The 16,507-nt window shown below is 63.6% G+C and carries 19 protein-coding genes; 14 read left to right on the forward strand and 5 right to left on the reverse strand.

The features are described 5' to 3' along the window. Positions 1 to 52: 52 nt before the first annotated feature. A complete protein-coding gene (locus BLW71_RS28395; protein WP_091804739.1) occupies positions 53 to 970 on the reverse strand; it encodes a transcriptional regulator GcvA in 918 nt (305 codons plus the stop codon). 97 nt (positions 971 to 1,067) lie between these two features. Here BLW71_RS28395 and BLW71_RS28400 point away from each other — a divergent pair, with 97 nt between their 5' ends. Further along, complete coding sequence (locus tag BLW71_RS28400; RefSeq protein ID WP_091808996.1) at positions 1,068 to 1,637, forward strand: chromate transporter; 570 nt, start codon at positions 1,068 to 1,070, stop codon at positions 1,635 to 1,637. Further along, positions 1,634 to 2,164: a chromate transporter gene (locus BLW71_RS28405; RefSeq protein WP_091804741.1), complete on the forward strand. Its 531-nt coding sequence runs from the start codon at positions 1,634 to 1,636 to the stop codon at positions 2,162 to 2,164. The genes BLW71_RS28400 and BLW71_RS28405 overlap by 4 nt, the downstream gene beginning before the upstream one ends. A gap of 54 nt (positions 2,165 to 2,218) precedes the next feature. Here the strand turns inward: BLW71_RS28405 and BLW71_RS28410 are convergent, their stop codons facing one another. After that, positions 2,219 to 3,745, reverse strand: a complete 1,527-nt coding sequence (locus BLW71_RS28410) for an AMP nucleosidase (RefSeq protein ID WP_091808998.1) — start codon at positions 3,743 to 3,745, stop codon at positions 2,219 to 2,221. A gap of 199 nt (positions 3,746 to 3,944) precedes the next feature. Here BLW71_RS28410 and BLW71_RS28415 point away from each other — a divergent pair, with 199 nt between their 5' ends. From BLW71_RS28415 to BLW71_RS41785, 7 genes are all read left to right on the forward strand, one after another. Then, complete coding sequence (locus tag BLW71_RS28415) at positions 3,945 to 4,340, forward strand: hypothetical protein (protein ID WP_091804744.1); 396 nt, start codon at positions 3,945 to 3,947, stop codon at positions 4,338 to 4,340. A gap of 226 nt (positions 4,341 to 4,566) precedes the next feature. Then, complete coding sequence (locus BLW71_RS28420; RefSeq protein WP_091804746.1) at positions 4,567 to 5,562, forward strand: homoserine kinase; 996 nt, start codon at positions 4,567 to 4,569, stop codon at positions 5,560 to 5,562. Continuing rightward, the gene (locus BLW71_RS28425; protein WP_091804748.1) at positions 5,553 to 6,359 is read left to right on the forward strand and encodes a BPSS1780 family membrane protein; all 807 of its coding nucleotides are present in this window, start codon (positions 5,553 to 5,555) and stop codon (positions 6,357 to 6,359) included. The genes BLW71_RS28420 and BLW71_RS28425 overlap by 10 nt, the downstream gene beginning before the upstream one ends. Before the next feature lie 170 nt (positions 6,360 to 6,529). Beyond that, positions 6,530 to 6,982 (forward strand): MarR family winged helix-turn-helix transcriptional regulator, encoded by a 453-nt coding sequence (locus BLW71_RS28430; protein WP_091804751.1) that lies wholly within the window; start codon positions 6,530 to 6,532, stop codon positions 6,980 to 6,982. A gap of 173 nt (positions 6,983 to 7,155) precedes the next feature. After that, a complete protein-coding gene (locus tag BLW71_RS28435) occupies positions 7,156 to 7,575 on the forward strand; it encodes an organic hydroperoxide resistance protein (protein ID WP_091804754.1) in 420 nt (139 codons plus the stop codon). Positions 7,576 to 7,823: 248 nt separating this feature from the next. Continuing rightward, positions 7,824 to 9,323 (forward strand): cryptochrome/photolyase family protein, encoded by a 1,500-nt coding sequence (locus BLW71_RS28440; RefSeq protein WP_091804757.1) that lies wholly within the window; start codon positions 7,824 to 7,826, stop codon positions 9,321 to 9,323. Positions 9,324 to 9,377: 54 nt separating this feature from the next. Further along, positions 9,378 to 9,605, forward strand: a complete 228-nt coding sequence (locus tag BLW71_RS41785) for a hypothetical protein (protein WP_177205132.1) — start codon at positions 9,378 to 9,380, stop codon at positions 9,603 to 9,605. Here the strand turns inward: BLW71_RS41785 and BLW71_RS28445 are convergent. Both BLW71_RS28445 and BLW71_RS28450 read right to left on the reverse strand, forming a co-directional pair. Continuing rightward, positions 9,602 to 9,778, reverse strand: coding sequence for a DUF3563 family protein (locus tag BLW71_RS28445; RefSeq protein ID WP_074766744.1), 177 nt, complete (start codon positions 9,776 to 9,778; stop codon positions 9,602 to 9,604). The genes BLW71_RS41785 and BLW71_RS28445 overlap by 4 nt on opposite strands. 107 nt (positions 9,779 to 9,885) lie before the next feature. After that, positions 9,886 to 11,082, reverse strand: a complete 1,197-nt coding sequence (locus BLW71_RS28450) for an extracellular catalytic domain type 1 short-chain-length polyhydroxyalkanoate depolymerase (RefSeq protein WP_091804761.1) — start codon at positions 11,080 to 11,082, stop codon at positions 9,886 to 9,888. A gap of 393 nt (positions 11,083 to 11,475) precedes the next feature. On the opposite strand from BLW71_RS28450, the gene BLW71_RS28455 reads away from it, so the two are divergent. The 4 genes from BLW71_RS28455 (at position 11,476) to BLW71_RS28470 (ending at position 14,502) form a co-directional block, all read left to right on the forward strand. After that, positions 11,476 to 12,177, forward strand: a complete 702-nt coding sequence (locus tag BLW71_RS28455) for a phosphatase PAP2 family protein (RefSeq protein WP_091804764.1) — start codon at positions 11,476 to 11,478, stop codon at positions 12,175 to 12,177. A gap of 148 nt (positions 12,178 to 12,325) precedes the next feature. Beyond that, positions 12,326 to 13,096 (forward strand): molybdate ABC transporter substrate-binding protein, encoded by a 771-nt coding sequence (modA, locus tag BLW71_RS28460; protein WP_091804768.1) that lies wholly within the window; start codon positions 12,326 to 12,328, stop codon positions 13,094 to 13,096. A 22-nt stretch (positions 13,097 to 13,118) separates the two neighbouring features. Beyond that, a complete protein-coding gene (gene modB / locus BLW71_RS28465) occupies positions 13,119 to 13,793 on the forward strand; it encodes a molybdate ABC transporter permease subunit (RefSeq protein ID WP_012428598.1) in 675 nt (224 codons plus the stop codon). Position 13,794: 1 nt separating this feature from the next. Then, on the forward strand, positions 13,795 to 14,502 hold the full coding sequence (locus tag BLW71_RS28470; protein WP_091804771.1) for a sulfate/molybdate ABC transporter ATP-binding protein: 708 nt from the start codon (positions 13,795 to 13,797) through the stop codon (positions 14,500 to 14,502). A 91-nt stretch (positions 14,503 to 14,593) separates the two neighbouring features. On the opposite strand, the gene BLW71_RS28475 is transcribed toward BLW71_RS28470, so the two are convergent. Beyond that, entirely contained in the window at positions 14,594 to 15,430 is an 837-nt protein-coding gene (locus BLW71_RS28475; protein WP_091804774.1) for a TOBE domain-containing protein, read from the reverse strand. Positions 15,431 to 15,634: 204 nt separating this feature from the next. Between BLW71_RS28475 and BLW71_RS28480 the strand changes: the two genes are divergently transcribed. Further along, positions 15,635 to 16,429: an SDR family NAD(P)-dependent oxidoreductase gene (locus BLW71_RS28480; protein WP_091809000.1), complete on the forward strand. Its 795-nt coding sequence runs from the start codon at positions 15,635 to 15,637 to the stop codon at positions 16,427 to 16,429. Positions 16,430 to 16,507: the final 78 nt, after the last annotated feature.

A 16,507-nucleotide genomic window follows, 5' to 3' on the forward strand; every position in this document is an offset into this window, starting at 1 on the left:
GCGGCGCGAAGCGAAGCGAATGCAACTCCATGCGCCATGAACACGCAGATCACTAACGGGTAGCCTCGAGGCTGCCCGTTTCCTTTTCGCGGGTTTGATCGCCTTGCGCTTGCAACCATTCGCAGAACTGCTCGACTAGCGGCGCATGCGCGACCTCGCGCCGTGCGACCCACCAATAGCCGCGTGCATCGATGCGCGGAGCCGCCAGCGGCACCACGAGCCGACCCGACGCCAGCTCATCCGAGAGCAGGGGCAGCGGACCGAGCGCGACACCGAGGCCGTCCACCGCGGCCTGCAAGGCCAGATAGAAGTGATCGAACGATTGCTTCGTGCGGCATTTCACCATCACGCCGGCCGCCGATAACCAGTTGCTCCAGGCATCCGGCCGCGTGTCGGAATGCAGCAGCACGTGCCGCGCGAGATCGTCGGCGACGTTGATCGGCGAGCGCTGCAGTAGCGCCGGACTGCACACGGGAATCTCGCTTTCACCCAGAAAATGGCCGCTCACGCAGTTGGGCCAGTGTGCGGGACCGCGACGAACCGCAACGTCGAAGCCGTCCAGGGTGTCGACCGGCGCGTTCGAGGTCGACAGTCTCAACTCCACATTCGGCACCTTGCGCTGGAACTGATGCAGGCGCGGCAGCAGCCATTTCATCGCGAACGTGGGCAACGCATTCACGCGCAGCACATGGACGACGCCGGTGTCGCGCAATTGGTCCGTTGCACGCGCGATGCTGTCGAACGCGGCCTGAACGGTGGACAGGTAGCGCCGCCCTTCCTCGGTCAGGCGCACGCGTTTGCCGCGACGATGGAACACCTGCACGCCGAGCCACGTTTCGAAAGCCGCAACCTGCCGGCTGATTGCACCATGCGTCACATGCAGCTCGGTCGCCGCGGCGGTGAAGCTTTCATGCCGCGCCGCGGCTTCGAAGGCGCGCAGCGCCGGAAAAGGAGGAAGGTTACGAGCCATGCTTGTGATTCTAGATCACAAGCCGGCGCTCAAAAATCGTTTTGCCCGCCGAGGGTTCGGCGCTAACCTCCTGAGCTTGAACTGGAAGCGAACCGACATGGACCACGATCTCACCTTGTCCGAGCCCGCGCTGGCGCCCACGCCCACCGTGCGGGAAATCTTCGGCGGCTTTCTCGGCCTCGGGCTGATCTCGTTCGGCGGCGCACTGCCGCTGGCGCGGCGCGCGCTGGTCGAACAACGCCGCTGGCTGAGCACCGACGAATTCACCGACCTGCTCGGCCTATGCCAGTTTTTACCGGGCGGCAACGTGATCAATCTTTCGGTAGCAATGGGCATGCGCTTTCGCGGCGTGCCGGGCGCACTGGCCGGCCTCCTCGGACTGATCGCGGGACCGTCGCTGGTGGTGATCGGCCTTGGCGTGCTGTACGAACACACGCAGAACGACCCGCACGTTCGCCATCTGTTTGCCGGTCTTGCCGCAGCGGCTGCCGGCCTGCTGATCTCGATGGCCGTGAAAATCCTGCTGCCGTTACGGCATAGTCCGATGGCCGCGCTTATCGCGGCACTCGGCTTCATTGCGATTGCGATCATGCGTCTACCGCTTCTGCCCACCATGCTCGTGCTGACGCCGCTCAGCATTTACATCGCCTCGCGGAGCGCACGATGAACGACACGCTCATTTCCCTCGCCGTTATTTTCAGCCAGCTTTCGCTACTGGCGTTCGGCGGCGGCAACACGATTCTTCCGGAGATGCAGCGGCAAGTGGTGGATGTGCATCACTGGATGCCGGCCAGCGAATTCAGCGCCCTGTTCGCGCTCGCGCAAGCGGCGCCCGGTCCGAATCTGATGATCGTTACGCTGGTCGGCTGGCATGTGGCCGGTTGGGCGGGCATGCTGGTGACCTCGGTGGCAAAGTTCGGGCCGTCGTCGCTCGTGACGATCCTCGCCATGCATGCGTGGGAGCGATTCAAGGACCGCCCGTGGCGTCGTTACGCGCAATTGGGACTGGTGCCGGTGACTGCCGGCATTGTCGCCGCGAGCGCGGCGCTGATTGCCGAAGCGTCGAACCCGACGGCCATTGCATGGGCGATTACCGCCTTCACCGCCGTGATGGCGATGAAGACGCGCATTCATCCACTGTGGCTGCTGGCAGCCGGCAGTTTGATCGGGCTGACCGGCTTCGGGCAGCTTTGATCGAACAAAGGCGAGCCGAACCTGCGCTCGCCTTGCCCGCTTGTGAAAAGGCGCTTACTGGAACGCCACTTCCGCGAAGCTGCGCAGCTTGCGGCTGTGCAAACGATGCAGCCCGTTCATCCGCAATAGCTCCATCGCCTTCACGCCGATCTGCAGATGCTGATCGACCTGCGCGCGATAGAACTGATCGGCCATGCCCGGCAGCTTGAGCTCGCCATGCAATGGCTTGTCGGACACGCAGAGCAAGGTGCCGTAAGGCACGCGGAAACGGAAGCCATTGGCGGCGATCGTCGCGCTTTCCATGTCGAGTGCAATCGCGCGGCTTTGCGACAGCCGCTGCACCGGCTCGCGGTGATCGCGCAATTCCCAGTTACGGTTGTCCACACTTGCCACCGTGCCCGTGCGCATCACACGCTTCAATTCGACGCCGTCCAGTTGCGTAACCTGCGCGACCGCGCGTTCCAGCGCGACCTGCACTTCGGCGAGCGCCGGAATCGGCACCCATAGCGGCAGGTCGTCGTCGAGCACGTGATCCTCGCGCACGTAGCCGTGCGCGAGCACATAGTCGCCGAGACGCTGTGTATTGCGCAGGCCTGCGCAGTGGCCGAGCATGATCCACGCATGCGGACGCAACACGGCGATGTGATCCGTAATGGTCTTCGCATTCGACGGACCCACGCCGATGTTGACCATCGTGATGCCGCTGCCGTCGGCGCGCTTCAGGTGATACGCCGGCATCTGCGGCAGGCGCGGCGGAGCGGTGCCTTCCTGCGCCTGCTCGCCGAGGTTCTCGTTGTACGTGACCACGTCGCCAGGCTCGACGAACGAGGTGTATTCGCTGCGATAGGCGCGCAGTTCTTCGTCGTCGGTATGGGCCATCATCGTGCGGCCGAGTTTGACGAACTCGTCGATATAAAACTGGTAGTTCGTGTACAGCACGTAGTTCTGGCAGTGCGTGGGCGACGTGGCCGTGTAGTGCTTCAGCCGGTGCAGCGAGAAATCGACCCGCGCCGCCGTGAACAGCGCGAGCGGATGCGGCTCGCCCGGCTGCGGCTCATAGGTGCCGTTGACGATGCGGTCGTCGAGCAGCGCGAGGTCGGGCGTGTCGAACACATCGCGCATCAGGAACAGACGCTCGCGATCCAGATCGCCTTCGAGGTGGATGCCCTCGGCGAACGCGAAATGAATCGGAATCGGCTGATCCGACACGCCGACTTCGATCTTCACGTGATGGTTCTTCGCCAGCAGGCGCAATTGCTCGCGATAGTAATTGCCAAACAGGTCAGGGCGCGTAACGGTCGTCTCGAACACGCCCGGACCCGCGACGAAACCATACGAGCGGCGCGAGTCGATATGCGTGTTGACCTCGGTGCACACGCGCACGAAGGGATAGCAGGCGCGCACGCGGCTCGGGAACAGTTCGTTGCGGCGATAGCGCGCGAAGGCGTCGCGCAAGAACGAAGTGTTCGCTTCGTAGATCGCCGAGAGGCGGGTAACGGCCTCGGTCGCGTCGTCGAAGGATTCGGTCGGGAAGCTGTTGGCGGGAGTCTGCACCGCGCGTTGATTGGTATCGTTGTTCATCTTCATTCGCCTCGATTGATGAGGCGACATTACCACGGAACGCGTGATCGCCAAATGACCTGGCGGCGCCACAACACACGCTCGCACGCGGCTCGCAAGATTGCGGGCACGCCGCGCGAAAGCGGCGCAAAATAAGGCGATCGCGCCCGATGGGCAGGCTGGATTTGCTAGAATCGGGGCACCCTATCGGAGAATCACCATGAAGCCGCTCCTTCCCGTCGCCGTTGCACTGGCCCTCGCCTTTGGCAACGCCGCGATGGCTGCCCAGCCTGTCGATGACACTCCGCCCCCCGGCGCGCCCCAGTCCGCCAATGAACGGGCGGGTCTGCCGGACCTGGAGAAGATCAATCGTCCGGCCGCCGAGGTCAGCTCGAAGGTCGAAATCAATGTTCCGCGCACGCCGAGCTTTTACGAGCGCAGCCCGAACGGCACCGAAATCACCGAATACCGCGACAAAGGCAAGCCCGTCGAAATCAACGTGCATTCGAACCTCGGCACGCGCTACCAGATGAGCGCGCCGCTCGACACGTCGCCCACCGTGCGCGACAACGGCCGCGCAAGCACGCGCTTGCCGTCGGTGAACCTGACCTATTGATGCATGCCGGCACGGCGGCCCCGGAGTGGGCCGCCGCCCGGATCCACGCCGCCCGCAAGGTGTCGTCCTGGCCTTCGGCCTGCTTGCCGGATTCCAACCTGGGCGGTTCGGCATTGAAATGCCGCAGCGCTTCACGGTCCCAGAGAACACGTTTCGTACCGCATTTGCCACACATCGCACTGGCCGCACTGCGCCAGCCCGACCAACCTGACTCGACGTTTCCCGCATGGCTGTCTTCACCGCTGTCACTGAACCCCAACTTGCAGAATGGATGCGCCATTACGATCTCGGCGACGTCGTCGAATTTCGTGGCATCTCCTCCGGTATTGAAAACAGCAACTTCTTTCTGACGACAACGCGCGGCGAATACGTCCTCACGATCTTCGAAAAGCTGACAGCCGAACAACTGCCGTTCTATCTCGACCTCATGCGGCATCTGGCCGCGCACCGCGTGCCGGTGCCGGACCCCATGCCACGCGAAGACGGCGCGCTGTTCGGCCTGCTGCAAGGCAAGCCCGCTGCGATCGTGACCAAACTCGAGGGCGCGCCGGAATTGGCGCCGGGCGTCGAGCACTGCATCGAGGTCGGGCAAATGCTGGCGCGCATGCATCTGGCAGGACGCGATTACCCGGCCTATCAGCCCAATCTGCGCAGCCTGCCGTGGTGGAAGGAAACCGTGCCGACCGTTCTGCCGTTTCTGGAAGGCGAGCAACGCGACCTGCTGTCGTCCGAACTGGCGCATCAGGAAGCCTTTTTCGCCTCGGCCGATTACGCCGCTCTACCCGAAGGCCCATGCCACGCCGATCTGTTCCGCGACAATGCCATGTTCGCCCACGCCGATCCGGACACGGGCCACGAGGTACGCCTGGGCGGTTTCTTCGACTTCTATTTCGCCGGCTGCGATAAATGGCTGTTCGACGTGGCGGTGACGGTCAACGACTGGTGCGTCGACCTCGCCACCGGCAAGCTCGACGACGCGCGCACCGAAGCCATGCTGCGCGCTTACCAGACCGTGCGCCCGTTCACCGCAGAAGAAAACCGTCATTGGGGCGACATGCTGCGCGCGGGTGCATATCGTTTCTGGGTCTCGCGCCTGTATGATTTCCATTTGCCGCGCGCGGCCGAGTTGCTCAAACCGCACGATCCCGGCCATTTCGAGCGCATTCTGCGCGAACGCCTGTCCGGCGTTGCACTTCCAGGCATTCATACCTCATGCAACTGATCGAAGTCCCCGCGAAAACCGGCTATGTGTGGTTCCGGCAGGGTATCTGGCTGTTCCGCAAGAACCCGCTCGCGTTTCTGACGCTGTTCTTCACCTATCTGCTGGTAATGACGCTCGTGTCGCAGATTCCAGTGATCGGCGGCGTGTTGCCCTTGGCGTTCATTCCGGGCGTCGCGGTCGGTTTCATGGCGGCGTGCCGCAACACGATCGCGGGCAAGCCGGTCTTCCCCACCATTCTGGTCGACGGTTTTCACTCGTACGGCCCGGTGGTCGCCAAACGGCTGCTGGTGCTCGGTGTGCTCTATGTCCTCGCGATGGCGCTGGTGCTGGCCGGTTCGGCGCTCGCCGACGGTGGTATGCTGCTCAAAGTGATGCTCGGCGGCGCCACGATGGACCAGGACGCAATTGCCAACAGCAATATTCCGCTAGCGGTAATCACGGCTTTGGCGCTCTACCTTCCGGTCGCCATGATCTTCTGGTTCTCGCCGATTCTCACGGCATGGCATGACGTGCCGCCCGTCAAGGCGATGTTCTTCAGCATCGTCAGTTGCTGGCGCAACCGCGGCGCGTTCATTGTGTTCGGCGCGCTGTGGTTCGCGGTAGCGATCACGGTGTCGCTCGGCTTGTCCGCGCTGATGCAGGCGCTGGGTGCGGGCGACTTCGCGTTCGCGGTGCTGATGCCCGCCACGATGATCGTGACAACCATGCTGTACTGCTCGTTCTACGCAACCTATCGCGGCTGTTTCGGTGTGCAAACGCCCGAAACACCGGACTTGCCGACCACCCCGGCGGCTTGAATTCCGTTCAGGTCCGGCGCGGTTCTAGCGCCGGACCCTGCGCCGCCTTCATCGCGGCGTCTGTCTTTCCCGCTTCAGCCATCCCCAACCGCACTCGTCAACGTGCGTCGATTTGCGGCACAATGGTTTGCGCGCAATCGATTTGCACGCTATTTTTTGCGAGATGCATCATGACCCAGCGCCCCGCTTTGCCCTTCACCCTCGACGAGCAACTCTGCTTCGCCCTCTACTCCACCTCGCTCGCCATGACCAAGGCGTACAAGCCGCTGCTCGATAAACTCGGCCTGACGTACCCGCAATATCTCGCGATGCTGGCACTGTGGGAGAGCGACGACGTCACGGTCAAAGACATGGCCGCGCGCCTGAACCTCGATTCGGCGACGGTCACGCCGCTGCTCAAGCGCCTCGAGGCGCAAGGGCTGGTGGAGCGCGTACGCGGCACCGACGACGAGCGTCTCGTCTACGTCCGGCTCACCAAAGCCGGTTCGGCACTCAAGCGCCAGGCACGCGAGGTGCCCGCGGAAATCTTCTGCGCAACGCAGCAGACACCCGAATTCCTGCTGCGCTTGCGGGATGACCTGACTCGCCTGCGCGGCACCCTCAACGATTACATGGACCACTAGACGGTCCGCTCCAGACCATGCGCTATCGCCATGATGCAAAAAATCATTTGCACACAAATGATTTGTACACTATCTTTGTCACATGCCAAGCGATGAATGCTCTGCCGGAACGGCAGGCCAGCAAAGAGCGGCAAACACGCAAATCCTGATAACCCGGACAAAGGAGCAGCACCATGAACATCCTCTACAAAGCAAGCGCAACGAGCACCGGTGGCCGCGACGGCCGCGCAGTGTCGTCGGACAATGCGTTGGACGTTAAGCTGGCCGCGCCGCGCGAATTGGGCGGCACGGGCGCGGCGGGTACGAATCCGGAACAACTTTTCGCAGCCGGCTACTCGGCGTGTTTCCTGAGCGCAATGAAGTTCGTCGCCGGTCAGCAGAAGAAAACTTTGCCGGCAGACACGCAAGTCACGGCGGAAGTCGGTATCGGCCCGAACGACAAGGGCGGCTTCGCGCTCGACATCGACCTGCGCGTTTCGCTTCCGGGTCTCGACGCAAGCGCGGCCAAGGAACTGGTCGACGCCGCGCATCAGGTCTGCCCGTATTCGAACGCCACGCGCAACAACGTCGCGGTTCGTTTGCAAATCGCCTAAGCTGCCTCTTCGGCGCATCGCCAAAGAAGCGCTGAAGAAGCGGTGAAGCGACGCTGAAAACCGCGTCACCACTACACAGACAGCGCCCGCACCCTGCACAATAGGGGCGGGCGCTGTCCCAATTTGCGGACGCGGCATGCAATGTGCAAAACGGGTCCGTGCCACCGCTTGCCAGGCTTGTTACGCTTCACGCTTGCGGCCGGAAATAGCGCCACCATCCGTCCTGGTCCAACAATCCATATTTCCTGATGACACGCGTCCGACGACTGAACGACACCTTCGATACCGGGCTGGTCTGGCTTCGCCGCGACCTGCGCAACACGGACAATGCCGCGCTCTACTACGCGCTCAAGCATTGCGAGCGCGTGTGGTGCGTGTTCGTGTTCGATACGACGATTCTGCAACCATTGGTCGACGTGTGGCGGGCTCGTCATCCGGACACGCAGCCGCAGGACCGCCGCATCGAGTTCATTCTCGCGGCGCTGGGCGAACTGGACGAGGCGTTACGCGTGAAGGGCGGCGGTCTGATCGTGCTTTACGGCAATCCGGCCGATCTGGTACCGAAGCTGGCCGACGAACTCAGCGTAGACGCCGTGTTCGCCAATCACGACTACGAGCCGGTCGCTATCGAGCGTGACGAGACGGTGCGCGAGCAGCTCACCGATGCCGGCCGCCAATGGCTGACGTTCAAGGATCAGGTGATTTTCGAGCGCGACGAGGTGCTCACCGGCCAGAGCAAACCGTTCACGGTGTTCACGCCATACAAGAATGCATGGCTCAAGCAACTGAACGCTTTCGATCTGAAGCCGTATCCCGTGGAAACGTACGCGAAACATCTGGCCGCGCCGCCATCGAAGCTGGACCGCCAGTTGCCGTCGCTCGAACAACTCGGCTTCGCGCCGAGCAATCTCGGTGAACTCAAGTTGCCCACGGGCATGAGCGGCGCGCAAACCCTGCTCGACGATTTCATGACCCGCATCGACAGCTACGCCGACCGGCGCGACTTCCCCGCAGCCAAGGGCCCGAGCTATCTGTCGATGCATCTGCGCTTCGGCACAGTCTCGATCCGCACGCTCGCGCGCCTTGCCCATGAGATGTCGCTGCAACCCGATGGACAAGGCTCGGCAACATGGCTGTCGGAACTGATCTGGCGGGACTTCTACTTCATGATTCTGGCGCATCATCCGCGGCTGGCTAGCGGTGCGTCGTTCAAGGAAGAGTATGACCGGCTGCGCTGGGAGCAAGGCCCGGAAGCGGACGAGGCGTTTGCCGCGTGGTGCGACGGACGCACGGGCTACCCGCTGGTCGACGCCGCCATGCTGCAACTGAACCGCACCGGCTACATGCACAACCGCTTGCGGATGGTGACGGCGAGTTTTCTGGTGAAGGATCTCGGCGTGGACTGGCGCCTCGGCGAGCGGTACTTCGCCGAACAGCTCAACGACTTCGATTTCTCGGCAAATAACGGCGGCTGGCAGTGGGCGGCCTCGACGGGATGCGATGCGCAGCCTTACTTCCGGATTTTCAATCCGGTCACGCAGTCTGAGAAATTCGACGCCGAGGGACGCTTCATCAAACGCTATCTGCCTCAACTGGCAAAGCTGCCGTCGAAGTGGATTCATGCGCCTTGGCTAGCGGGCGCGGAGCGGCTCGCCGATTGCGGTGTGGTGTTGGGTAAAGACTATCCGGCGCCGATCGTGGACCATGCCGAAGCACGGGCGCGCACGCTGGCCCGTTTTGGCAAGTGAGCACCTGCTCACCTCGCTTTGCGTGGGTTCAGCACGTAAAAAGAAGAATCGCTGATGAGCCGATTGCCGTCGCTGCTGGCGTTGCCTGAAATGAACGGCCGGGCAGGCGGACTTGTTGATGCGCTACAGAGTTTGGGTGGCGTTCGCCGCGGAGTTGAATCACGCGTGGTGGCAATCGAATCCGGCTGTCTGTGCACGTGTGCGAGTTTGCGACAGCTTGGGCGCTTCACCCAGAACATCGACGTTTCAATGCGCGCCGATGTTTTAATTCGCGCAGCTTAGTGCTGGCTCATCCACGACGGCTGGCGGACATTCGCCTCGCGGTCCAGCTTGCGCATGCGGAATTCCAGATCGTACAGATCCGTTGCTTCAGCGAGGAACGCGTCAGCGCGTTCTTTGGCGAGTTGATCGGGCGACTTGGTCAAAAACAGGAAAAGGCGGCTAAGCAGATACATGGTCAACCTCGAAAATGAATTTAGGCGTTAACGCCTAAGGGATAACCCCTATTATAGGGAAAACCCTAGTTTCGCGCCAGCACTCATTTCGAATTGTTGTTCCTACGTCACCGGGAGCCTGCGGAGGCCGCTGTGGCGGCAGCTTCCGCAATACGGCCCGTGCCCGTGCGGCGCTGATGCTTGAAGAACTCCCACACCATGGCGCTTGCGTCCGGACCTTTGGCGGAATGAAACGGCACCGCCTCGTCGCCGCCGCTCCAGGCATGGGCGAGCCCTTGCACGCGACACAGCCGCACCACGCGCCGCCCGCCGCGCAGGTAGTCACGCATAACCACGCCGCCCTTGCGCTCTTCGCGCACTTCACCGGATTTGCGCGCGCCGTTCTGGTCGACGACACGGTTCAGACGGAGAAACTGCACCGCCAACTGGTCCGCGTTGACCGGCGAGACCACATGGTCGGCGTCGCCGTGGATGATGATGGCCGGCATGCCGGGATAATTGGCGACGTCGGCGGTCTCGTCGACCAGTTCGGCCGGTTCACGGCGAGCGCCGCGCCGCATCACGTCCATCGCCGCAATGCCGGAACGCGCCTCGCCAAAAACGGGGCCAGAATGCAGCGCGACCGCCGCGAAGTGCTCCGGATAGTTGACGGCCAGCAACGCCGTCAGTCCGGCACCAGCGGAGATTCCGGCGACATACACGCGCTCGCTATCGAAACCATGCTGCGCGACCAGCGCGTCCACCAGCGAAACGACTGCGCGCGCTTCGGCACCGCCGGCGCTATCGCCCGCGTCGTACCAATGCCAGCAGCGATGCGAATGCACGTGCTTCGACTGTTCCGGATAGACCACGGCAAAGCCGAATCGGTCGGCCAGCACGTTCATCCGCGTGCCTTCGGCGAATTCATCGATTGACTGTGTGCAGCCGTGCAGCATCACCACCAGCGGCATGGCCTCGAGCGCATGACCCGTCGGGATGTACAAGCCGTACTGAAGATGATTGACGAGCCGGTCGGGCGCAGCAGGCGCGGAGTGGAACGAGCGCGTCCACGAGCCGCTCGCCCATGCCGACGCCCGCGGGCGCACGCGCGATTCGCGGGCCGTGGCGCGCGGCACTTCGCGCTTGGCGGGCGCGCGCACTGCAGCTGCCGGCTTGAGCGGGCGAACTTTGGTGGACGTCTTGGGAGCGGCGGGCCGGGCCGGTCGTGTCGTGGTGCGCTTGGGAGTTTTGCGAGTTTGCTCGGTTTGGATCGCGAGCAACCGCTTAAGACCGCGCAGCCACAGTTTCGATAAACTTTTTGCCATTGGCGCATAACCTCGCAAAAAGGGACAGGGTCCGTCCGGTAGAACGGCAATTCGTTGTGCATTGCACAATAACACCAATCCTCATGCGATGCTGGAACCTGGGCACGCCATTCTGTAACCAAATTTCCGTTCGGCGAACCTTGCCGCGAGGCTGGCATCAAACCCTTGCACTATTCGTGCGCAGGTCGTCCGCCGAGTGCTCGCCGCTTGTTCGGCAACCCACGTCCGGCGGCAAAAAGCCTCGCCCGCGGCGCGACCGGCCTGCAACACCCGTCTATACTGGCGGTTAGCTCTGTGACCTGCGGGTCTGCTCCGGTCGGCGACTTGTGCCGCTCGCGCGTTAAATTCTCATTACCAACCCGATTCTACGCGGCCTGGGTCGCGCTATTTGCCATGCTCGATTTACCTGCCCACCTTTGGTATTCGATCACCAGCCTCGGCGGCGCCGGCATGACGCTGCCGCTCGCGTTCGCCATCGCGCTGTGGCTGGCGGTCGGCTATACGTGGCGTATGGCTGCGGGCTGGCTGCTGCTTCTGGGTGCGGCGATCGGCGTGGTGACCGTGACAAAGCTCGCGTTCCTGGGCTGGGGCGTCGGCGTGCGCGGGCTGGACTTCACCGGGGTCAGCGGCCACGCCATGCTGTCCACCGCCGTCTATCCGGTCGTGCTGTTCCTGATGCTGTTGCCGGCGCGCCCGGCGATTCGTCTGATCGGCGTCCTGCTCGGCCTTGCGGCGGGGATCGCGGTGGGCTTGTCACGCGTCGTGCTGAGCGCTCACTCCCCTTCTGAAGCCATTACCGGCTGTCTGACCGGCGCCGTGGCGGCGCTGGTGTTCGTCCGTCTCGCGTGGCATGCGGAGCCGGGCCGGCTGTCGGCGCTGCCCGTCGCCCTCAGCATGATGGTCCTCGCGGTGCTGATGCACGGCGTCCATGTGCCGACGCAGCGCTGGGTCACGCACATCGCGCTGAAAGTGTCCGGTCATGACCGGCCGTTCATCCGCGCAAAGTGGAGAGCCGTGCGCGATGTCCGTCCAGCCACCGCGCCGCTGTCGCAGACACTCAACACGCTGGCGCCGCCGCATTCGTCCGACGTCTGAATCCGCGCCTGTACCTTTTCCCCGCTGTTCAACAAGCCGTTTCATGCGCGCGGCTGAATGATTGTCATGGCTCACCGCTATAACCTTTCGTATATTACGATAGCGTTTTAACCCGCCGATCCGGCGCCTGCCGGTCTTCAAAGCCTTCATGACATTCCGCCGCCATTTGAAGCAAGCGCTGTTCGTCGCCAGCGCCATCTCCGTCGTTCTCAGCGCCAATGCGCGCGCCGACGAACTGGTGGTCTCCGCCGCCGCCAGCCTGACCAACGCGTTCAAGGCGGTCAGCGAAGTCTTCGAGCAGCAGCATCCGGGCACCAAAGTGTTGCTGAACTTCGGCGCCTCCGACGTGCTCATGCAGCAGATCGTCAAGGGCGCGCCCGCCGACGTGTTCGCGTCCGCGGATCAGAAGGCCATGGACAAGGCAGCCGCCGAAAAAGTGATCGTGCCGGCCACCCGCAAGGATTTCGCCGCCAATTCGCTGGTGCTGATCGTACCCACGGACAGCCGTTTCGCGCCGACAAGTCTGAACGATCTGGCATCGGCAAACGTGAAGCGGGTCGCGTACGGCGATCCGGCTTCCGTGCCGGTTGGCCGTTACACGCAGGGCGCGATGCAGTCCGCGGGCGTATGGGACGCCGTGAGCGCGAAGGCCGTGCTGGCGGCGAACGTCCGTCAAAGCCTCGACTATGTGTCGCGTGGCGAAGTCGACGCCGGTTTCGTGTTCAGCACCGACGCCGCCGTCATGCCGGACAAGGTCAAGGTCGCGATGAACGTGCCGACGCAAACGCCGATCACCTATCCGATCGCGCAAGTGGAAGGCAGCCGTCACGCGGCGGACGCCCAGGCGTTCATGAACTTCGTGCTGTCGCCGGCCGGCCAGGCCGTGCTCGCCAAGTACGGCTTCAAGCCCGCGCACTAACTTCAGAGGACGGCGCACGCTCATGCAACAGGCCTGGATTCCGCTCCTGCTCTCGTTGAAAGTCGCGGGCTGGGCCACCGCGCTCAATCTGGTATTCGGCGTCGCGGCGGCCTTCGGTCTGTCGCGCTGGCGCTCCGGCGCGCGCGACGTGATCGATTCGCTGCTGATGCTGCCGCTCGTCATGCCGCCCACCGTGCTCGGCTATTACCTGCTAGTCCTGCTCGGCCGGCGCGGGGTGATCGGCGGCTGGCTCGACCGTTTCGACATTCAGTTGGTGTTCACCTGGCAGGGCGCGGTGATCGCGTCGACGGTGGTGGCCTTTCCACTCGTGCTGAAGTCCGCGCGCGCCGCGTTCGAAGCCGTCGATCCGCAACTCGAACGGGCCGCGCGCACGCTGGGCGTCAGCGAAACGGCCGTGTTCTTTCGCGTGACGCTGCCGCTCGCCGCGCGTGGCATTCTCGCCGGCGGCCTGCTGGCGTTCGCCCGGGCGCTCGGCGAATTCGGCGCGACGCTGATGATCGCCGGCAACCTGCCGGGACGCACGCAGACGCTCTCGGTGGCGGTCTATTCAGCCGTGCAGGCGGGCGATGACAGCACAGCGAACTTTCTCGTGCTCGTAACTTCGGTGACGTGCGTCGTGATCCTGTTGCTCGCGGGGCGACTCGTGCCGCAGCACACGCTTTTGAAGTCCGGTTGATATGTTGCTCGCCGTCGACATCCGCAAGACCTTCCAGAGCGCCGAGCGTCGCTTCACGCTCAACGTCGCCTTTCAGGCCGCCTCGCAACGCGTCGTGCTGTTCGGCCCATCGGGCGCGGGCAAGAGTCTGACGTTGCAGGCTATCGCAGGCCTGCTGCGCCCCGACGAAGGCACGATCACGCTGCGTGGCAACGCGCTGTTCGACCGCGCGCGCGGCATCGATCTGAAACCGCAAGCGCGCAAGATCGCGTATGTGTTTCAGGACTACGCGCTATTTCCGCATCTGAACGTGCGGCAGAACATCGGCTTCGGCTTGCAGCACGGCTGGCTCAATCCGCGTGCGCGAATCACGCATCCGCAGATCGATTACTGGCTCGATGCGCTGGAGTTGAAGAGCGTCGCGGGTGATCATCCGGCGCAGCTGTCCGGTGGACAAAAGCAGCGTGTGGCGCTGGCGCGAGCGCTCGTCGCGCAACCTCAGCTGCTGTTGCTGGATGAACCGTTTTCCGCGCTCGACAGCGCGTTGCGTCAGCGCATGCGCCGCGAACTGTCCGAACTGCAAACGCGGCTCGATATTCCGATGGTGTTGATCACCCACGACCCCGACGATGTCGCCGCCTTCGGCGATCAGGTCGTGCAGGTCAGCGACGGCCGCGTGCGCGAGAATCATTCGTTCGCAGGCTACGCGCGCAGCGAGCCTCGAGCCTGAACAGCGAGGCTTCGCACGCTCATTCCCTTCACGCCGAGGCGAGCGCTTGCCGCGCTCGAACTTTCAAAGCGGGCGCGAGCGTTTCGCCCGCTCAGTCTTTCACGCCGAGTATCACACTCGACGCCTTGAACGCCGCGACAGCGCGCCTGCCTTCCACGAGGCCGAGCGTGTCGACGCTTTCATTGGTGACGACCGCCGTCATCACCGTGCCGCCGTCCAGCACCAGCGACACCTCGGCATTGACCGCGCCGCGCTTCACGCTCTGCACCGTGCCGCTTAACTGATTGCGCGCCGAGAGTTTGAGCGGCGCGCCGCTTTCGTCACCGACGAGCAGCACGACCCACGAGGCCTTGATCAACGCGAACGCCGCCGCACCCTCGACGAGGCCGAGTGTCTCGTTGCTTTCATGCGTAATGACGGAGACGATCGCCTGGCCGCCGGGCAGCGCCAGCGTGACTTCGTCGTTGACGGTGCCGCGCATGATCGCCGACACCGTGCCATACAGCTGATTGCGCGCGCTCGTCTTCACGCCGATGCGGCCGATCAGATCCCAGTCCGTCGCAAATCCTTCGATCGCCGCACCCGCGCGTTCGAGAAAGCGCCGATGCTCGCGCTCCACCGCGCGAAACGTCTCGATCAGCTTCACGGCGCGCGGCGTCAGCGTGGTGCCGCCACCGCCTTTGCCGCCGGTCAGGCGCACCACGAGCGGCTCGCCGGCGAGGTTGTTCATGGTGTCGATAGCATCCCACGCGCCCTTGTAGCTCATGCCGACGGCTTTGGCCGCGCTGGTGATGGAACCGGTCTCGCCGATCGCCGCGAGCAGCGCAATCCGCGACGCGCCGCCCAGCGTCTGCGCGCCTGCCTGAAACCACACGGAGCCGCCGAGTTCGAGGGTTTCGCGGGAAAGATCGGTGCGATCGAATGACATGGCGGGGAAGCGGTCGCTAACCGCAAAAAGAACGACGGATCATTATAGCGACGCCAACCCGCGCCACCGTCCTGGCACCGAACCGGACTTGCGCGCGGATAGATGGGATACTTTCCGCTCGACGCTTCGAACACCAGGCCCTTTGTATTTTCCGGCGCGGCCAGCCTCGGCCGCTTCGCCGTAACTTCAGCGAGGAGCAAGACAGTGAACATCGATCTATCCGGCAAGACTGCGATCGTCAGTGCATCCACCGCGGGCATCGGCATTGCGATCGCCACCGGCATTGCCGCATCGGGTGCGCAGACCATCATCAACGGACGCAAGCAGGACGCGGTGGACCGCGCTATCGAAACGATCCGCAAGACGGCGCCGCAAGCGAAATTGCAAGGCTTCGCGGGCGACCTCGGCACGGCGCAGGGCTGCGACGCCTTGATCCAGGCCGTGCCGCAGGCGGACATTCTGGTGAACAACCTCGGCGTCTTCGGCCCTGGCGACATCTTCTCCACCGAAGACGACGACTGGGAGCGCTACTTCCAGATCAACGTCATGTCGGGCGTGCGGCTCACGCGCCACTATCTCAAAGGGATGATGGAGCGCAAATGGGGCCGCGTGGTGTTCATCTCGTCCGAATCGGGACTGAATATTCCGCCGGACATGCTCGCTTACGGCTTTTCGAAGACCGCGCAGTTGAGCATTGCGCGCGGCATCGCCAAGCAAGCGGCTGGCAGCGGCGTCACCGTGAATGCCGTGCTGCCCGGACCGACCCTGTCCGACGGCTTGCGGGCAATGGTGGAAGAGACAGCCAAAGAACAAGGCAAAACGGTCGAACAGGTTGCCACGGAGTTCGTGCGCGCGCATCGCAGCAGTTCGATCATCCAGCGAGCGGCCACCACCGAGGAAGTGGCGAACATGGTCGTCTACGTGTGCTCGCCGCAGGCGTCGGCGACCACCGGCGCGGCGCTGCGCGTCGACGGCGGCGTGGTCGATACGATTGCCTGAGATTGCCGCGCATCTGACGACCGACGGGCGGCACGGCCGCCCGTTTTCGTTTCCGAAGCTCGCGCTAACGGGTCGGCG

The sequence above is a fragment of the Burkholderia sp. WP9 genome (genome assembly GCF_900104795.1).
GTDB lineage: Bacteria > Pseudomonadota > Gammaproteobacteria > Burkholderiales > Burkholderiaceae > Paraburkholderia.